At 59.2% G+C, this 16,209-nt stretch carries 16 protein-coding genes; 10 read left to right on the top strand and 6 right to left on the bottom strand.

The features are described from left to right. The first annotated feature begins 1 nt into the window (after position 1). From ACSQ20_RS23260 to ACSQ20_RS23275, 4 genes are all read left to right on the top strand, one after another. The gene (locus tag ACSQ20_RS23260) at positions 2 to 1,081 is read left to right on the top strand and encodes a TadG family pilus assembly protein (RefSeq protein WP_436024645.1); all 1,080 of its coding nucleotides are present in this window, start codon (positions 2 to 4) and stop codon (positions 1,079 to 1,081) included. 20 nt (positions 1,082 to 1,101) lie between these two features. Next, complete coding sequence (locus ACSQ20_RS23265; RefSeq protein WP_436024647.1) at positions 1,102 to 1,839, top strand: methyltransferase family protein; 738 nt, start codon at positions 1,102 to 1,104, stop codon at positions 1,837 to 1,839. A 582-nt stretch (positions 1,840 to 2,421) separates the two neighbouring features. Next, positions 2,422 to 2,934 (top strand): hypothetical protein, encoded by a 513-nt coding sequence (locus ACSQ20_RS23270; RefSeq protein WP_436024649.1) that lies wholly within the window; start codon positions 2,422 to 2,424, stop codon positions 2,932 to 2,934. Between the two features lie 275 nt (positions 2,935 to 3,209). Beyond that, positions 3,210 to 3,944, top strand: coding sequence for a linear amide C-N hydrolase (locus ACSQ20_RS23275; RefSeq protein WP_436025839.1), 735 nt, complete (start codon positions 3,210 to 3,212; stop codon positions 3,942 to 3,944). Positions 3,945 to 4,042: 98 nt separating this feature from the next. Here ACSQ20_RS23275 and ACSQ20_RS23280 read toward each other — a convergent pair whose 3' ends face one another. The 3 genes from ACSQ20_RS23280 to trhA all read right to left on the bottom strand — a co-directional run bounded on the left by ACSQ20_RS23280 (position 4,043) and on the right by trhA (position 6,032). Continuing rightward, on the bottom strand, positions 4,043 to 4,552 hold the full coding sequence (locus tag ACSQ20_RS23280; protein WP_436024651.1) for a tetratricopeptide repeat protein: 510 nt from the start codon (positions 4,550 to 4,552) through the stop codon (positions 4,043 to 4,045). A 16-nt stretch (positions 4,553 to 4,568) separates the two neighbouring features. Then, the gene (locus ACSQ20_RS23285) at positions 4,569 to 5,294 is read right to left on the bottom strand and encodes a hypothetical protein (protein ID WP_436024653.1); all 726 of its coding nucleotides are present in this window, start codon (positions 5,292 to 5,294) and stop codon (positions 4,569 to 4,571) included. Positions 5,295 to 5,411: 117 nt separating this feature from the next. Beyond that, positions 5,412 to 6,032 carry a PAQR family membrane homeostasis protein TrhA gene (gene trhA, locus ACSQ20_RS23290; RefSeq protein ID WP_436024655.1) on the bottom strand — a complete coding sequence of 207 codons (621 nt, stop codon included), beginning with the start codon at positions 6,030 to 6,032 and terminating at the stop codon, positions 5,412 to 5,414. Positions 6,033 to 6,503: 471 nt separating this feature from the next. Here trhA and ACSQ20_RS23295 point away from each other — a divergent pair, with 471 nt between their 5' ends. Next, positions 6,504 to 6,890: a hypothetical protein gene (locus ACSQ20_RS23295; RefSeq protein WP_436024657.1), complete on the top strand. Its 387-nt coding sequence runs from the start codon at positions 6,504 to 6,506 to the stop codon at positions 6,888 to 6,890. 89 nt (positions 6,891 to 6,979) lie between these two features. Here ACSQ20_RS23295 and ACSQ20_RS23300 read toward each other — a convergent pair whose 3' ends face one another. Further along, positions 6,980 to 8,566 carry an alkaline phosphatase family protein gene (locus tag ACSQ20_RS23300; protein WP_436025841.1) on the bottom strand — a complete coding sequence of 529 codons (1,587 nt, stop codon included), beginning with the start codon at positions 8,564 to 8,566 and terminating at the stop codon, positions 6,980 to 6,982. A gap of 1,080 nt (positions 8,567 to 9,646) precedes the next feature. After that, positions 9,647 to 9,961: a hypothetical protein gene (locus tag ACSQ20_RS23305; RefSeq protein WP_436024659.1), complete on the bottom strand. Its 315-nt coding sequence runs from the start codon at positions 9,959 to 9,961 to the stop codon at positions 9,647 to 9,649. On the opposite strand from ACSQ20_RS23305, the gene ACSQ20_RS23310 reads away from it, so the two are divergent. From ACSQ20_RS23310 to ACSQ20_RS23320, 3 genes are all read left to right on the top strand, one after another. Then, positions 9,951 to 11,561, top strand: coding sequence for a hypothetical protein (locus ACSQ20_RS23310; RefSeq protein WP_436024661.1), 1,611 nt, complete (start codon positions 9,951 to 9,953; stop codon positions 11,559 to 11,561). The genes ACSQ20_RS23305 and ACSQ20_RS23310 overlap by 11 nt on opposite strands. 225 nt (positions 11,562 to 11,786) lie before the next feature. Then, positions 11,787 to 12,233 carry a hypothetical protein gene (locus tag ACSQ20_RS23315; RefSeq protein WP_436024663.1) on the top strand — a complete coding sequence of 149 codons (447 nt, stop codon included), beginning with the start codon at positions 11,787 to 11,789 and terminating at the stop codon, positions 12,231 to 12,233. Continuing rightward, positions 12,205 to 13,350 (top strand): diguanylate cyclase domain-containing protein, encoded by a 1,146-nt coding sequence (locus tag ACSQ20_RS23320; RefSeq protein WP_436024665.1) that lies wholly within the window; start codon positions 12,205 to 12,207, stop codon positions 13,348 to 13,350. The genes ACSQ20_RS23315 and ACSQ20_RS23320 overlap by 29 nt, the downstream gene beginning before the upstream one ends. Positions 13,351 to 13,385: 35 nt before the next feature. On the opposite strand, the gene ACSQ20_RS23325 is transcribed toward ACSQ20_RS23320, so the two are convergent. After that, entirely contained in the window at positions 13,386 to 14,261 is an 876-nt protein-coding gene (locus ACSQ20_RS23325) for an aldo/keto reductase family oxidoreductase (protein ID WP_436024667.1), read from the bottom strand. Between the two features lie 157 nt (positions 14,262 to 14,418). On the opposite strand from ACSQ20_RS23325, the gene ACSQ20_RS23330 reads away from it, so the two are divergent. Together ACSQ20_RS23330 and ACSQ20_RS23335 are read left to right on the top strand one after the other, a co-directional pair. After that, positions 14,419 to 15,468 carry a fatty acid desaturase gene (locus ACSQ20_RS23330; protein WP_436024669.1) on the top strand — a complete coding sequence of 350 codons (1,050 nt, stop codon included), beginning with the start codon at positions 14,419 to 14,421 and terminating at the stop codon, positions 15,466 to 15,468. Beyond that, positions 15,408 to 16,205, top strand: coding sequence for a phosphate/phosphite/phosphonate ABC transporter substrate-binding protein (locus ACSQ20_RS23335; RefSeq protein ID WP_436024671.1), 798 nt, complete (start codon positions 15,408 to 15,410; stop codon positions 16,203 to 16,205). The genes ACSQ20_RS23330 and ACSQ20_RS23335 overlap by 61 nt, the downstream gene beginning before the upstream one ends. Positions 16,206 to 16,209 lie beyond the last annotated feature (4 nt).

Genomic DNA, 16,209 nt, shown 5'->3' on the forward strand with positions numbered 1-16,209 from the left:
CATGACGACGCCGATACTCGCCGGACATCGAAGCAATCGCATAAAACGCGGTAGGGCTGCGTGTGTCCTTGCAGCGCATCGGCGCCAAACCGGCACGATAAGTTTTTTATTCGTTTTCTTTGTATTCGTGGCGCTGGCTTTTGCGGCATTTTCGGTGGATACCGCGCACTATTTCCTCGCTCAGAATGAGTTGCAGACTGCGGCCGACGCAGCGGCCATCGCGGGCGCTCGCTCGCTATATTCCGGAAACTTGAATTCGACTGCCAACTGGAGCGCGGCGAATGCCGGTGCTGCAAGCGCGATTCAACTCAACACTTCCGGCGGCATAATCCTGAAAGATACGACCGTACAAAGCGGCTTCTGGAATTTGACCGGATCTCCGGCTGGCATGCAGCCCACGGCAACAGTGCCTGGCATGTACGACAACCCAGGCGTGCAAGTCACTGTTTCACGCGCGACAGGGCTCAATGGCGGCCCTTTGATCTTCTTCTTTGCCCCGCTTTTCGGCGTCAACACGACTCCGGTCACAGCCACCGCGGTTGCTGTGATTTCCGCGCCAGGGTACGTGCCACCGGGTGCCTTGTTCCCTGTAGCGCTCGGCAAATGCATCTTCGACCAGTACTGGAACGCGCAGGTCGGGGCACCAAAGATTGATCCCTCGACCGGGCAAGCTTATACATTTCAGATCACCAACGGTACGGCCTACGGCGGATGTGTTCCAGGGCAATGGACGTCGTTTCAAACAAACGCAAACGATGCGCCGACGGTACGCGGCCTGATGAGCAATGGAAACCCGACGCAACTCACTATCGGGGATTCGATCTGGATCGAGCCAGGCGTCAAGACGACGATTTACAGCTCCGTTCTGTCCAATATCAATGTGCTGCTTCCGGTCGTGCAACAGCTGACATCGTCGAATGCGACGATTCTCGGGTTCGCCGCCTTTCATATCGACTATGCGGTCAGCGGCGGAGGCAACAACTACATCCAGGGCCATTTGATCACCAGCGTCGGCGCGTCTTCCGGCGCCTCCCAGATCAGTACTTATGGCGCGTACGTTAGCCCGCGCTTGGCACAATAGCGCGTCTCTATCCACACTTCATGAATAAAAGTCACCAGAGCCGGCATTCGCACGCGCTTCCCGAAGAAAGCGATATTCCCATCGTCGAAAGCAAACGCGTCGCGCATGCACCACCGTCCAATACGTCCGACGGCGTGGGTCTGACACGCGCGCAACTCGTGACGGAAGTCGTCGTGCGAGTGATGACTGTCCCGCTGCTCGGCCTGTTTCTCTTCGGGACCATCCATCAATATGTAAAGGACACGTCACGAATCACCCTGTTGCTTTTCGCCTTTGCGGAAGTATTGACCGTTGCGCTAGTCGTGTTTTCCCGCGCTCCGCGCGAACGCGACTGGACCCCGCTCAGCCTCGCCTCGACCCTCTGTGCCACGTTTTACTTTCTCGCGTTCCGCATTGAGCCTGGCATCAAGTTGGTTCCCGAAGTGCTGGCCGCCGGCGTACAGGTTGTCGGGGTGCTGCTACAGATCGCCGCAAAGTGGTCACTCAGGCGTTCGTTTGGCCTTTTGCCTGCCAATCGCGGCGTAGTCATCTCCGGCCCCTATCGCATCGTTCGACATCCGATGTACCTGGGCTACCTTGTGACCGACATCGGCTTTCTCGTTGCGAACTTTGGCGTTCGCAACGTTGTAGTGGTGCTGGTGCAATGGACGCTGCAAATTGTACGAGTGCTCAAGGAAGAGCAGTTGCTTTCAAAGGACATCGCTTATCGCGACTATATGAGCCGCGTACGCTATCGACTGATTCGCGGTGTGTTTTGATCATCTGAGTCGCACGAACAAAAAAAGGAATGTCGTGACTGGCAGGCCGGGGTAATGGCCAGATGCGGCATGCGTTTTCTTATTCGGAGGTCGCGTCAGGACTTCGCGTCCGATAGTGGCGCTGCAGCGTGCGCGGCCATAATGCGCGTCATCGCCGTCATCCAGTGGAGCATGCTCATGACAAGTATTTCCGGTTCGCCAAGTCCCGTCGGCCCCGATCGCGGTGGAATACCAAATATGGGTGACGTTACCGGTGAACCTGATAAAGAGCGCACTGTGCCGAGCCGGCGCCGACGTGACGGCGCACTCAGCGATGCTCCACAACGATCCCCGGAAGGCGGTGAAAACGCACGCGACGCGCGCTTCGCTGCAAGCGGCAGCGCGGCACTTCACGATGACGCGAGGATGACGCATGACAACGACCCGGTCTTCCAAGCGTATCGGTCGATAGCGAAGGGAACGTTGACGCTTGACGCAGCAATCGAGCGATACGGCATCCACCTTTCCAGCGATTTGGCCCGCTTGAATCGGGTAGCCAGCGAAATCGCTGCGTGGGACGCGCCGCGAGCGCCGCTCGACGCGTTGATCGCCGCCTACTATAAGGTGCAGCGCGAACCCGCTAATCGCGGCAGCATGGCGAATAGCCGGGCGGCAGCCATTCAAAGCGGCCTCGAACATCCGCTTGACATATTGCTGATGTGCAAGGCCTCTCAGCGTCGGTATGATCCGCGCCTCGATAGATCGGAGCGAGTCACCCTAACGACAATGACACAAGCGTACGATAGGCTCCAGCGTGGAGAAGGCGTGCGAGAGGTGACAAGCGACCTGAATATCTATCACAAGCTTGACGTGCTGCTTCTTTGGGCAATCAGCAACGAAATTGCCGACGGCAAGGCGTCTCGAATCAACAACGCCACAATGGAGCTGGTGCAGTATTCCATAGTCGCCGATGCGACGTCGGCCGAACATGCGGCCATTCATTGGAATGTCCGGAACCCCGATGATTTCCGGGAGCTACGCATCTGCTCAGCGATGTATTCGACCAGAGAAAACACCGCCGCCGCATCGGAAGAAACGATCGCGAATAACCAATGATCGTTTAAAAATCCGGGTCGGCGAACATGGGCCAACGAAAAATTCCGTTCGACTTTTTTCGATTTCGCCCTACGATATAAAAAATAATTTCCCGGGGGCCACCATGTGTACGGACTTTTTAGTTAAAGCCGCCGACGGCAGCGTTGTAAACGGTCGCAGCATGGAATTCGGAGACGCCTTGAACTCCGAGATTCTCGTTATCGGCAGAGGCACGCGGATGCGCAGCGCTACCCCGCATTTGGCGCCCGGCCTTGGTTGGACGTGTGAAGTACGGTGTGGTGGGCATGAACGCGTTTGGCACCCAACTCGTGACTGACGGCATGAATGAAGCGGGACTGTCGGTAGGCTGCCTCTGGCTCCCGAATATCACGCATTACTCCGCTACGGTAAGCGACCCGTCCCGCGCATTAATGATCGGCCAGCTTGCAAACTGGTTGCTCACGCGTTTCGCGACGACTAGCGAGGTCAAGCAGAATCTGGCGAGCGTGGAAATATGGGGAGACAAGGAAATCGATAAACAACTTCCTCTTCATTTCGCCGTTCATGACAAAGACAGCAGCAGCATCGTCATTGAATTCACCGACGCATCCGGCAAACCAACGGTTTATGACAATACCGTATCGGTGTTGACGAATGCGCCCGCTTTCCCGTGGCATCTTTCGAATATCGAAAACTTCGTGGGACTTCATGCGCGCGATGCAGAGCCGATCATAATCGGCGATGCGCCGTTCAGCCCTTGCAGTCATGGCAGCGGAATTAGGGGGTTGCCGGGAGACTCCACACCGCCATCGCGCTTCATCCGCACCGTTTATCTGAATCGTTTCGCCACGCAACCCACTGACACGGTGTCGGCGCGCAATCTCGCGCTGCACCTGCTGAACACCGTGGATATCCCTTTGGGAACGAGCGTCTCGCTGCCATCCAAGCTCGGCAAAGTCGCGGACGACTACACGCAATGGGCGGTGATCAAAGCACTGACAGCGCGCACGTTCGTGCATTCGAACGTATAACAACACGACGCTGATGGAAGTCGATCTCAACAAGATCGATCTCGCCACGCCCGGCGAGCGGCTCTACCCGGTGCCGACCGAACCCGTTTCGATCGACATCAGTTCGAGGCTCGCGGCGCATTGAGCGCACTGCTTGGGTCGAGGTGCGCCAAGCGCTGCTTCACAGCCGCCGTGAATTGTTCATCACTTTCAAAGCTGAGGCAAGTTTGTAAATCGGCTCGCGCTGAGGCCATGTCGCCCATTTTCTCGAACGCCGCTGCGCGATTGAAGTAGGTCAACGGATACGTCGCATCGAGTTCAACCGCCTTGCCGTAGGTCGCCAATGCGCTCATCGAAGCCCCCATATGCAGTTGAACCGTACCCATTGCGTTATAGACCGCAGGCTCGGCTACGCCGAACTCCACCGCGCGTCTAAGATCAGAGAGCGCCGACTCGTATTGCTTGAGTACCCCGAGCGCAGTCCCGCGGTCGGCATAAGCAGGACCGTACTCCGGTGCGGCCGCGATCAGATCGTTTAGGATAACTAACGATTCTTCATAGCGCCCTTGCGAAAAGTACTGCCGGGCGCGATCACGGAAAATATTTAGGTTGGGTGTTTTGTCTGCCATGGTGATCGATCAATCATTAGGTCGGCTCTCCCGGCCTCCATGCCTTGCCGTTCTCGGCCAGCGTTTGGACATACTCGTCGAGCGCTCCGCCAGAAAAAGGGATATGGGGAAAGGGTATGCCCAATGTGCTGAGATACGTCGCACCGTTGAAGGCCGTCGTACCGGGAAAGGGCAAGCCATAACGGATGTCGGGCATCGGCTTGCCGACGGGCCGGGCCTCGTGCGCCGATTTGACGGCGTCGATTTGCGCTGGAGACAGGGGAATGTCCTGCGAATAAACGATCTGTGGCTGTGGCTCTGGCTCCTGCGCATCGCTCCCCGCGAGGTTCGGCTGCAAGCTTACCGATCTGAAAGTATCCGTATCGTCGGTCACTACCCCGGGGAGCGTTCTGCCTTGCATTAGCCGGTAGGCGGCCTTACTCAGGCCGCCGTTCTGGGGAACGCAATAGCTAAATGCAAAGATAGTCCGTCCGCCGTCGAACGAATAACCGATACGGCCGAACATGCGATCAATCACAGGGTCAGTTAACTCCTTGCGCCCGTTGTCGAGCGTAAGGTCGCTTGCAAAGCCGAGCACACTGACCTTCGGCTCTTCAGCCGACTGGCCCCGGGAGGGAAGCGCTGCAAATTGGCCGAGACGCTGCGCCGTTGGCGCAAGCGACGAAACACTGCGCGGGTCCGCGGCGGGTTGCTCATGGGCGGAATTGGAAACTGTACCTATGCGGGCGGTGGAAGGAAGCATGGCAAAAATAAACCGTCACGGGAGTTTGTCATCCAATGTATCGAATGCCCGTCCCGAGGCTCATGATCTATCCGAAGTACGCACATCAGGTGCGAAAGGATCGCCCTTGTGGCCCCCTCACGCTACGTAACGCGCGACGCTGACAAAATGACACAAGCTGCCCGCCAGCACGAACAAGTGCCAAATGCCGTGCCCGTGTCGAATGCGTTCGTCGTTGATGAAGAAGTAGATACCGGCGCTATAGATGACACCACCAGCGACCAGCCAAGCCGTGCCGCCCGCGGGCAACGCGCGCGTTAGCGGACCGATCGCAACGAGCGCGAGCCACCCCATCAGCAGGTACAAGACCATCGATACGCTGCGCGTGCGGCGCCCAAGCGTCAGCTCCTGGACGATGCCGAGCGCCGCGAGCCCCCAGCTCACGCCGAATAGCGACCAACCCCACGGGCCGCGCAATGTAACGAGCGTGAACGGCGTATAGCTGCCGGCGATCAGCAAATAGATCGCGGCGTGGTCGCATTTCTGCAGGACGGCCTTGAGACGTGGGCCGCGCACGCTATGGTAAAGCGTCGAAATGGCGTAGAGCACGATCAACATCGCACCATACGCGCTGAGGCTCACCATCTTGTAGGCGTCACCGTGGAGCGTGCCCATCGTCACGAGCGCTGCGAACCCGGCCACCGCCAGTACCGTGCCGACGAGATGGCTGATGCTGTTGAAACGCTCTCCGATATGCACGAAGCTATCCTCCGCCGGCCACTCTGGAAGGGCAATGGAAGGGAAATAGCTCACATCATAGCGGACCTTAAAATGCCAAGAGCGCCGCCGCGCCCAGCGACGGCCAATTGGCGCAACGCTTATGCGCTCATTCGGCCTTTCCTTCGCACGCGTGCGTAGCGATAGATGTAGCCGTGCAAACATGGCGTCTCCGACATTTCGTGTCTCGTGGATCACATCGTGAACGGACGGCCACCAAAGGGATCGGGACCTCTGCCTCTCGAGCGAGATCAACGGACCGAGAGGGTTGAGGGTGAAAGCGTTGGCGGCCCCGGCCGGCATCGAGCGCCTACCCTGCTCGAGCGGTTGCGTGATCGCGGTGCGGCTGCCTTGGGAAGGCTTTGGAAAAGGCCAGCGTCTGCGCCACCCGACGCAAGCCAGACCGGGCTCGGTTGGACGTCCCGCCTGCCAAGGCACGTCGCCACCAAAATCTTGGCATGCCTCGATACGCTCGACGGCATTAGTGAGCGACGCCAAGGCGGGATCGAGATTGCGATCGACGGGGACCCGTTGATCGATCGCCAACATCACAAACAATTCGATCATCAACAATTGTTCGATGCCTTGGCGCAAGACTGTCAAGTCTTGATCAGGCTCGGACAAAGCAACGACGGTACCCCGGAAGCAGTATTCCAGGATATCGCCGATTTCATCGAGGTGTTGACTCTGGAGACGCGGGCCGAGATAGTGCTCGACTTTCCAGACCCGAAGGATCGTGAGCAGTTCAAGCTCCTATGGCAGCAGCTCGAATGGTGGCAACAGGACGGCATCCTACTGCCCATGCCGCCGTTTCTAAATCCGACGCAGAGCGACCCCTGACACCCGCTACCAAAGGTCCCCGGCCAATAGCACCGGGGCGATCCGGCGGGCGCGAGACGGCTCCTTCCTTTATGCGCCGATGTCTCGCTCTAGTCCTCGATCCCCAGCCCCGGCAGCGCATGCGTGCCCTCCGCCGCCACCGAATGCAGCCACTCCGGTTTCAGATCGAGCGCGCGCAGAATCGTCGGCGCGACTTGCGTCGTCAGAACGGGTTTGGCAATCGTGCGGCCGTGATGCATGCCCGGGAACGAAACGAGGAGGCCGAGATGACTGTCATCCGGCGCATTGCCACCATGTTCCTCGTCTTTCTTCTTGCTCGACGAATAGATCACACCGGGGTTCGGCTGCACGACGATATCAGGCGTGCGCCCGTGCGCAGGACCGCCGAAACGCTCGCTTAGCTTCGAACCATAAAGGATGTACGCGCCCGCGCCATCGGCGCAGATGCCCGGTGCGTTGCATCCAAGGTTGGCCATCAGTGTCGTCACGACTGCGTCGCGCTGACGTTGATCGCGCAGCCAGATCAACCCGACGTCATCGGTCTGCACCATGCCGGTACCCACGAGCCCAGTGCCGTCGTTAAGATTGCCGGTTTTCGTCGCGTTCTGGCCGAAGTTGCCGTTCGGATCGATGTACCCGTTCGCTTCGAGAAGCTGCGCCAGCGTATCGCCATTCTTGACGAGCTTGGTGTGATCGCTCGGCGACTGACCATGCTTGGCTGTCACGATGATCAGCGTCGACGAATACAGGTTGTGCTGTTTCAACGCGGCTACCATGCGGCCGATCGAGTCGTCAGCATACGTAATCGCGTCCGCAACAGCAGGGCCAGGCGTGAAGCTCGCATCGAGATAACCGCCGCCCTTCGCCACCGGGGCCTTTTGCGCCACGCTCAACGTTTGGAAGTTGGTGCCGAACAACGCCGGGACCGGCGCGCGTTTCGTACCCGTCGAATCCTTGCCGTCGATCTCGTTGATGATCGCCTGCACGTGGTACTCGTCGAACTTTTCGGTGTGTGAATAGGTATCGGTGTAGTCGGTCTGCGTCGCCGGATCAATCGAATTGATTTCGGTGCGAGCCAAGTCATCCACGCCATGGCCCGACGGCCCGTTGAGCCAATCGTAGCCCCACGCATGTTTGTCGGCCCAGGCCGTATGGGCGCCGCGTAGATGCTCTTTCACGACTTCGAAGACGGTGTTGGTCAAGATGTAGTTGTGTGGATAAACCGGCGTGCAGACACCGTTGATCAGCGCGTGCGGAATGGCCTGTGGGTTGAACGCGCCGCCGCCATCGAGATGAATCAACGCACCACCGTTCTGGGCGTCGATGCCTGTGGTCTCGTCGAACACGACGTTCCACCCCTGCTTGCCCGAACACGTCGTGTCAGATGGCGCAAAGAGCGTTCGATCGTATGACACGTCGTAAAAGAGGCCAGCGGACTTCGGCGAGCCGCCCGTCACAAGCGCAGCGAGACCCGGGAACGAATCGGAAACGCCAGGCGTGTGCGCGTCCGTATAGGTCACGCCCGATTGCGCGAGCACCGCGAGGTTCGGACAGGTGTTGGCAGCCGTGCAGCGCGCGAGATCCTGCTCGTGCAGACCGTCGATGCTGACGAGCAGCACGCGCTTCACGTCGTGCCCGTGCTCGGCGTCCGCGCGGCTCGCCGCCCCGGCTCCCATCGTCAAGCCGATGACAAGCGCCACGCTTGCGCGCCGAATTGCATTACGTCGATCCATGTTTGATCTCGTCGTTGGGTATGGAAATAAACCATGCGAAAGGACTGATGATGGGCAAGCAATGCGACCCCAAGATGAACGAGCACTTTCAATTGCCTGTCGCGGCGCTCGCACTTCGCGCAATTCTTCTTATTAATTGGAGATACCGATCACGATAATTCTGGTTATCCGATATAAGGAAACATCCGCCAAATAGCCACCCTAAATGGCGAGCAAAGACAGGATATAAGTTTTTAAAATTATTTGAACTATCTGGATTATCCGGAAATTTGTGCAACCTCACGATGCGCGTGCATTTTGGCGTCACCGGTTCGCGAATCTATCAGTAGTTTCTTCCCTGTATTTATCGCTCAGGCATTATCGTCATTTCAAATGATGGGAATTTTTTCTGACTATTTCAATTTGACGTGTTGTAGCATACGCCGGGCCCGTTTCCTTAGACTCTACGTAATACAGGTGTCACACCGTGTCCGTTTTCAAGCTCTCTTATCTTTCTTTTTCCGCCAATTCCCGATGCCGCCCCCGCATCAGAAAACTTTTTACTGGCGCTCTATTTGCATCGATATCGCTTTGCATCGCGCTATTGAGTCCTTCCACCTATGCGCAAAGCACCCTTTATATAAACGGGGTCACTTACACGCGCTGCGCATCGGAGGGCGAGGTCTGTTCGTTCCCCGGCAGCGCAAACGTTGTCTTCGGTACCGCGAGTCCTCTCAAGTACACGCTAAGTGGGCCGTTCACCAACAGCGTGAGCTGCACCAACGGCGTCGTCTCCCAAACGGACCCGGCGTACGGATATCAGAAGAGCTGTTGGTACGGCGGCGGAACATCGAGTAGCACGACGACGAGCACATCGGCGACGTCATCGTCCTCGTGGACCAAATGCGCTGCTGAAAACAGCTTTTGCGCGTTCACGGGAACAACGACGGTTCTCTACGGCGGCAGCACAACAGCCAACAACATCACGAAGAGCTTCACGGGCGGCACGGCCTGCACGAACGCGGCATTCGGCGGCGACCCTGCCTATGGGATCGGCAAGAGCTGCTGGATTGCTTCGTCCGCGGCTACCGCCACGGCCCCGAGCACAACGTCGACCACGACTACGAGTCCGACATCCGGCACCACGGCCAACAGCACATCGGGGTCGACATCGACATCGACGTCCAGCGGCAAGATCACTTGCTCGGCAGCCACTGCAGCCGCAGGCGGCAGCCCCAATGGCTTGATTTCCGCGGATACGCCAAGCGCAAACGGAACCCGTGTGTTCGCACTCGGCAGCAGTTTCAAGCTGCAGTTCGTCACGTCCGCGCCGGCAGCCGATACCGTCGTGTGGTCCATACAAGACCATATCGGTGCCATCAAGGGTAGCGGCACGTTTGCAGTAGCGAGCGGTGCGCAGACGAACACGCTATCGTGCCAGTCGTCGCTCGGCGGCTATTTCGCGGTGACGGCAACGCTGACCAAGGCGGGCGGTACGCTGCCGCAAGCGGGTACACGGCCCACCGGCATCGCGACGTTCGGTATCTTGCCGAACGTATCCGCCATCGTGCCGACCGTCACGTTCGCACACCTGGATCAACACCGCTTCGGGATGCAGGGGTTCAATGGCAATGCGGCCGCGCTCTCGGCTATCGGCGCATCGCAGACGATCGACGATCGCGAGCTTTCCGCGATGGAGCCCAACGGGCCGAATACCTGGACGCCTTCGCCGTCCGCGCTCGACGCCTCCTACACCAGCGGAAAGACGATGCGTCTCGTACGCCTCGACGGCATTCCCGCCTGGGCCAGCCCAACGGGCGGATTCCAGGACGACACGCACGCACCGAAGGACCTCACCTACTATCGCAACTACATGTCGCGCGTGGGCACCGATACGGCATCGATCCGCCAGGCCTACTTCCCGAGCCAACAAAACAACTACTACCAGGTAACGTGGGAGCCGCAATGGGCCGATTCAGCGTCGAATTTCGTAGCGATGTACGCTGCGGTCTACGCCGGCTTGCATGCGACCGATCCGAACGCAGTCGTCATGGGCACCACGAACCCGCTGGTGGCCAACTGCCAGACGCAGTGCACTGCAGGTTATCTGCAGACCTACGCGGCATTGGGATTGGGCAAGTACATCGATGGTGTGGCGACGCACGGCTACTACAACGCCGGAACGTACCCTGCGCATCCGCCCGAGCTCTACGACACCGATCCCGACCCGGCGAACGTGGCCAATGCGCTCGATAAGCAAATGCAATCGCTGCGCTCGCAGATGCAGTCGATCAAACCAAACATGCGGCTGTGGTCGACCGAACTCGGCATCAGTTACGATCCAGGCGCTGCTTACGGGCCCAACTATCCGTCGGCCAACCAGCTGTACGCGCAAGCAGCCGTGGCGGCACGCGCGCATCTGATCATTCTTGGCGAGGGCGCACAGGTAACGTACTTCTTCTACGGCCCTGACTATCCCGACGAAGTGGGCTATGGCTCGTTCTTCGACAACGCGCATGCTCAGGGGCAATACGGCGCAACGAACCTGAGTCCGAAGCCCGAGGCAATGGCATTCGCTGCGATGACACGCATCATCGACGGAACCCAAACTCTGGGACGCATGCGCGGACTGCCCTCGATGGTGTACGGCTACGCCTTCCAACAACTTGGCGGCAACACCGTTATCACCGCGCTGTGGACGCATAACAACGGCCAGTGGCCGACCTCGAGTGGCGCCTATAGCTCGACTTACAGCACGAATTACGCGCTGACGGTAGACGCCAGCGGCACGAGCGGCAAAGTGACCGTGCTCGACATGATGGGCAATGCGAGCACGCTGGCTTATTCGAACGGCGTGGTGAACGTAAAGCTTACCGAAACGCCAATCTACGTCGTATCGTCAAACGCGAGCGTGACGAAGGCGAACGTTATCGCGCCGGTCGGGTATACGGGGCAATAGCCAAAGATAAACCGAGCTGCAGTAGCCGAGACCTGTCACGTGCCGAATGGCACTTGGCAGGTCTTTTACTTTTGGGCACGAAACATGCTCATTACCGCAGCGGTCAAGCGCCGGTCGGCGAACGACAACGATCAAGCGCCCTGTGCGTCGTAGCGGCGAACCGATGCCGCGCCCCGACGTGGCCGGGTTCCGCGCGAATCTGTTAAACGAGAGATCGAGCAATCCATGCTTAATGTCGAGCGAAACGATTCAGGCGAAATTACAACCGATGCAAATCTTGCGCCCTCGGCGTCACGGCCAACATACGGCGGCCTAGCCCTCTGGGTAGCATCGGCTACGGCGCTGGCCGTGGGCGTATCGGGCACCATCGCCTACGGCATCTGGTTCGATCGCGACCAACGTGCCTATGCCGAGGCCATCGTCAGTGCACGCGAAGCGCTGCAATCCGGCCCACCGGTCGCCACTGCTTCGCCTGTCGTCGCGCCCGTCATCGTGCAGCGACCCGTACAGCAATCGCCGCGCGTGACAACCAATGGGAAGGCTCGCGCCGATACCACCCCGCGAACGAAGACGAACCATACCCCGTTCGCCCGGCTCGGCTCGTTCTTTCATCGCGTGAGCTACCGCCGGCATGGCGCGTCAGATGGGCCGCACATCTTCGCCCGCCCATAGCGCGCATCGGCAGACCCACGCCGCGCGAGTGCACGCGCGTTTGCCGTGGATGCGCTCAGCGCCCTCAGTGCGTTCGGGTCCGGCGACGGTCGCTATTGCGTCGTTGATTTTTCTGTTGGCAGCCATGCTGTTTCTGGCGCTGCAAATGCGGGCGATATTCTCCGATCAATTGCGGCAGGAATATATCGCGCTCGTGCTCGAAGCGATCGGGCGTAGCCGCGTTGCCGCCGTGTCCGTCGTCCAGACCAAGAAACCGAGCGATGATGCGGGGGTGTCCGCCGATGAGCCGGATGCGGCGCGCGCCGACCTCGTTGCGCGGTTAACGGCGCTCTCGACGCTGGTCGCATCGAGCCCCTTCGAGCCGGCCTATATTCCAAGGCCAACACGTTTGCGCGACGCGTCGCCGAGCGAAATCGATGCATTGCTCGAGCGCGTCTCGGCGCAATGGCAGGAGCGTCGCGAGCAGACAGCGTCGGATTTGAGAATGCGCATCTCGCGCGTGGCCGACACGCTCATCGTGATTACCGTATCCGTGCTTGGGGCGCTCGTCACGGCACTGTTCATGTACACACGGCACATTCGGCAACTATGGGACGAATCGCACGCGTTTCGGCGCGAAGCGATGCACGACGAGATGACCGGGCTGCCGAATCGTCGCAAGCTGCTACAGGCGCTCGAGGAAGCGGCGGCGGTCGCACCGCATGACGCGCCGGCTCCCCGAATCGCCGTTTTGTACGTCGATTTGGACGGCTTTAAAAGCATCAACGACACGCGCGGTCATCGGGCCGGCGACGAGTTTTTGACCGCAGTCGCTGAGCGCTTTCGTCGCGCCGTCCGTACCACCGACGTCGTGGCACGAATTGGCGGTGACGAGTTCGCGTTGCTGGTCCACGAGTTCTCATCCAAGACTCAACTGGCTGCGATCGCGCAACGTCTCGTGACTTGTGTCGACGAGGTGGCGCAAGAGCGGGCGATCTCGGGGGTCGGCGCGAGCATCGGCATCGCCGGTTTTCCCGATGCCGTCGACGACTATCGGCGTCTTCTGGCGGCGGCCGACGAAGCCATGTATCACGTGAAGCGAACGGGCAAGCACCGGTATGCGTTCGCTTCGGCATGAGTGCGTGGCACTCACGGATTTTCGCTGACTTAACGTTAACCTTGACCTTGACCAATTGCGTCGAGTTCGGCGCGTACTTCGTCCGACAGCTCGATCTGCGCAGCCTGCATGTTTTCACGCAGATGTTGCAGCGATGATGTGCCCGGAATCAGCAAAATGTTCGGCGCGCGATGAAGCAGCCAAGCGAGCGCCACTTGCATTGGCGTTGCACCAATCGTCTCGGCGATGCCCGATAGCGCAGAAGATTGGATTGGCGAGAATCCGCCCAATGGGAAGAACGGCACATAAGCAATGCCCTTGGCTGCGAGTGCATCGACGAGCGCGTCGTCCTTTCGCTGCACCAGGTTGTACTGGTTCTGAACGCAGGCGATCTCGACGATGCGCTGCGCTTCTTCCACTTGTGCTGACGTTGCGTTGCTCAGACCGATGTGACGGACGAGACCTTTGCGCTGAAGCTCGGCGAGTGCCACCACCTGTTTCTCGATTGTTCCCTCAGCGGGCGCATGCACATCGTTCATGATCCGCATATTGACCACGTCGAGTACATCGACGCCAAGATTGCGCAGATTGTCATGGACGCCCCGCTCGACATCTTTCGGCTCACTTGCTGCGATCCATGAGGCGTCCTCGCCTCGCACCGCACCGACCTTGGTGACGATCGTCAGATCGTCGGGATAAGGATGCAGCGCTTCTCGAATGATTTGATTGGTGATATGCGGTCCGTAGAAGTCGCTGGTATCGATGTGATTGACACCGAGTGCCAGTGCTTCGCGCAGGACAGCGATAGCGGCATCGCGATCTTTCGGCGGACCGAACACGCCTGGCCCGGCAAGCTGCATGGCGCCGTAGCCGAAACGGTTGACCGGGCGGCCGGCAAACAGAAAAGTGTTCGATATGTTCGGGTTCGTCATCGTTTCCTCTGAAAGCTTTGTTAGAAAGCGTCATTCGCGCATTGACGAAATGCAAATGACCGAAGTACTGCTTTACAAATGCTGTTCGGTTGTTTTGCGGCCGCGGCTCAGCTCAGTAATATCGACATTCGCATCATGGTGGCGGGGTGAAGTGCCGATGGCTCACTATCTGGACAGTGCACAGCGCCGGGAACTCGCGCTGCGCGCAACATCGTGGCGCTGGCGTAGCGAGTGGCCAACGTGGCTGTTGGTCGTCGCAGTCTACGGCAGTTGGTTCGGACTTGCGCTGCATGTCAGACAGCTTGGATTGCCGCTGACCACTGCACTGCTATCGCTAGTGAGCACGTGGTACACCTCGCTGCAGCACGAGTTGCTGCACGGCCACCCTACTCGCTGGCCGCGCGTCAATGCGTTGCTCGGCATCGCGCCGTTGGCGGCTTGGTTTCCATACGCGCTATATCGTGCCGAGCATTTGCGTCACCACGACGACCAGCGACTGACATCGGTTGACGATCCGGAAAGCTATTTCGTTTCGTCGAGCCAATGGCATGCGACTTCCGCGCTGATGCGCGCATTGCTGAAGCTTCGCAATACGTTTGTTGGCCGCGTTGCGATCGGACCCGCGTTTTCAATTGCGGGCGTGTTTGCGCAAGCGTGCCGTAAGGTTTTAGCCGGCGACCTGCGCGAAGTACCGATATGGATCGTGCATGTGCAATTGCTTGTGCTGTTGCTCATTTGGCTGGAGCGCCAATGCGGCATGGGTCCGTTGCACTTCCTGATGGGCGTCGCTTATCCGGCGCTTTCGCTCAGCGCGGTGCGTTCGTTTCGAGAGCATCGGCCTGCGGCGTCGATAGCCGAGCGTAGTGTGATTAACGAAGCGGGATGGTTCTGGCGCCTGCTATTCCTTAATAACAACTATCATCTTGTTCATCATGATTTGCCAGGCGTGCCGTGGTTTGCACTGCGTCGCGTATATCTCGAGCGGCGAACGGGTTATCGCGAACGCAGCGGCCATTTTGTCGTCGATGGGTATGGCCGCTGGCATACTGAATTTGCGTTCCGATGCGCCGAGCCGGTTCGGCATCCGCTCGATGCACGACTCGATACGGTCCTCACATGCGAACACACTGGGTCGCCGCATTGCCGATGTACAACGTCACGCCTGCGCTTGGATCGCTCTGGCGCGCGTTCTTGCACGATGTCGTGAGGATTGCCTTCGATGGTGATACATCAGCCGATGTGACACTGCTTGATGAACCATTCGGCGCGTTGGGCGCGTTATGGCGACGTGATGATCTGCTGCTGTCGCAAACGTGCGGCTACCCGCTCACGCATGGACTCGGGCGCGACGTGAATGTGGTCGCGACGCCGATGTTCGACGCCGATGGGTGCCATGGCCCGCGCTATCGGAGTGTCATTGTTGTGAGCTCGAATAGCGGCGGCGCGCGCGATGTCGCTACGCTGGCCGATTGCCGCGGGATGCGTGCAGCTTATAACGACGATGACTCCAATAGCGGTATGAATGCCTTGCGCCATGCAGTCGCGCCGCTCGCGTGCAATGGGCGGTTCTTTGCATCGACCGTCAAGAGCGGATCGCATTTGCATTCGTTGCGGATGGTTGCTGCGGGAGACGCTGACGTTGCTGCAATCGATTGCGTGACGTTTGCCTTCGTGCGGGATGAGTTGCCGGGACTCGCGACGAGTGTACGGGTAATTGGGGCGACGGCGAGCGTGCCGGGCTTGCCGTTGATCGCTTCGCGGGCGCTTGGCGCTCAGAGGTTGTTACGAATGCAGCAGGCGCTGGATGCGGCGCTGTTGGCCGATCGTCAGCGGGCGCAACGGCTGCGGATGCAGGGCTTCGCGCGGCTTACGATTGACGACTACGCGGCGATTCAAACGATGGAGCGCGATGCGCTTGCGCTGGGATATGCAACGTTGGCCTGAACGA

Origin of the sequence: Trinickia sp. LjRoot230 (assembly GCF_964253315.1) — a bacterium.
Taxonomy (GTDB): domain Bacteria; phylum Pseudomonadota; class Gammaproteobacteria; order Burkholderiales; family Burkholderiaceae; genus Trinickia.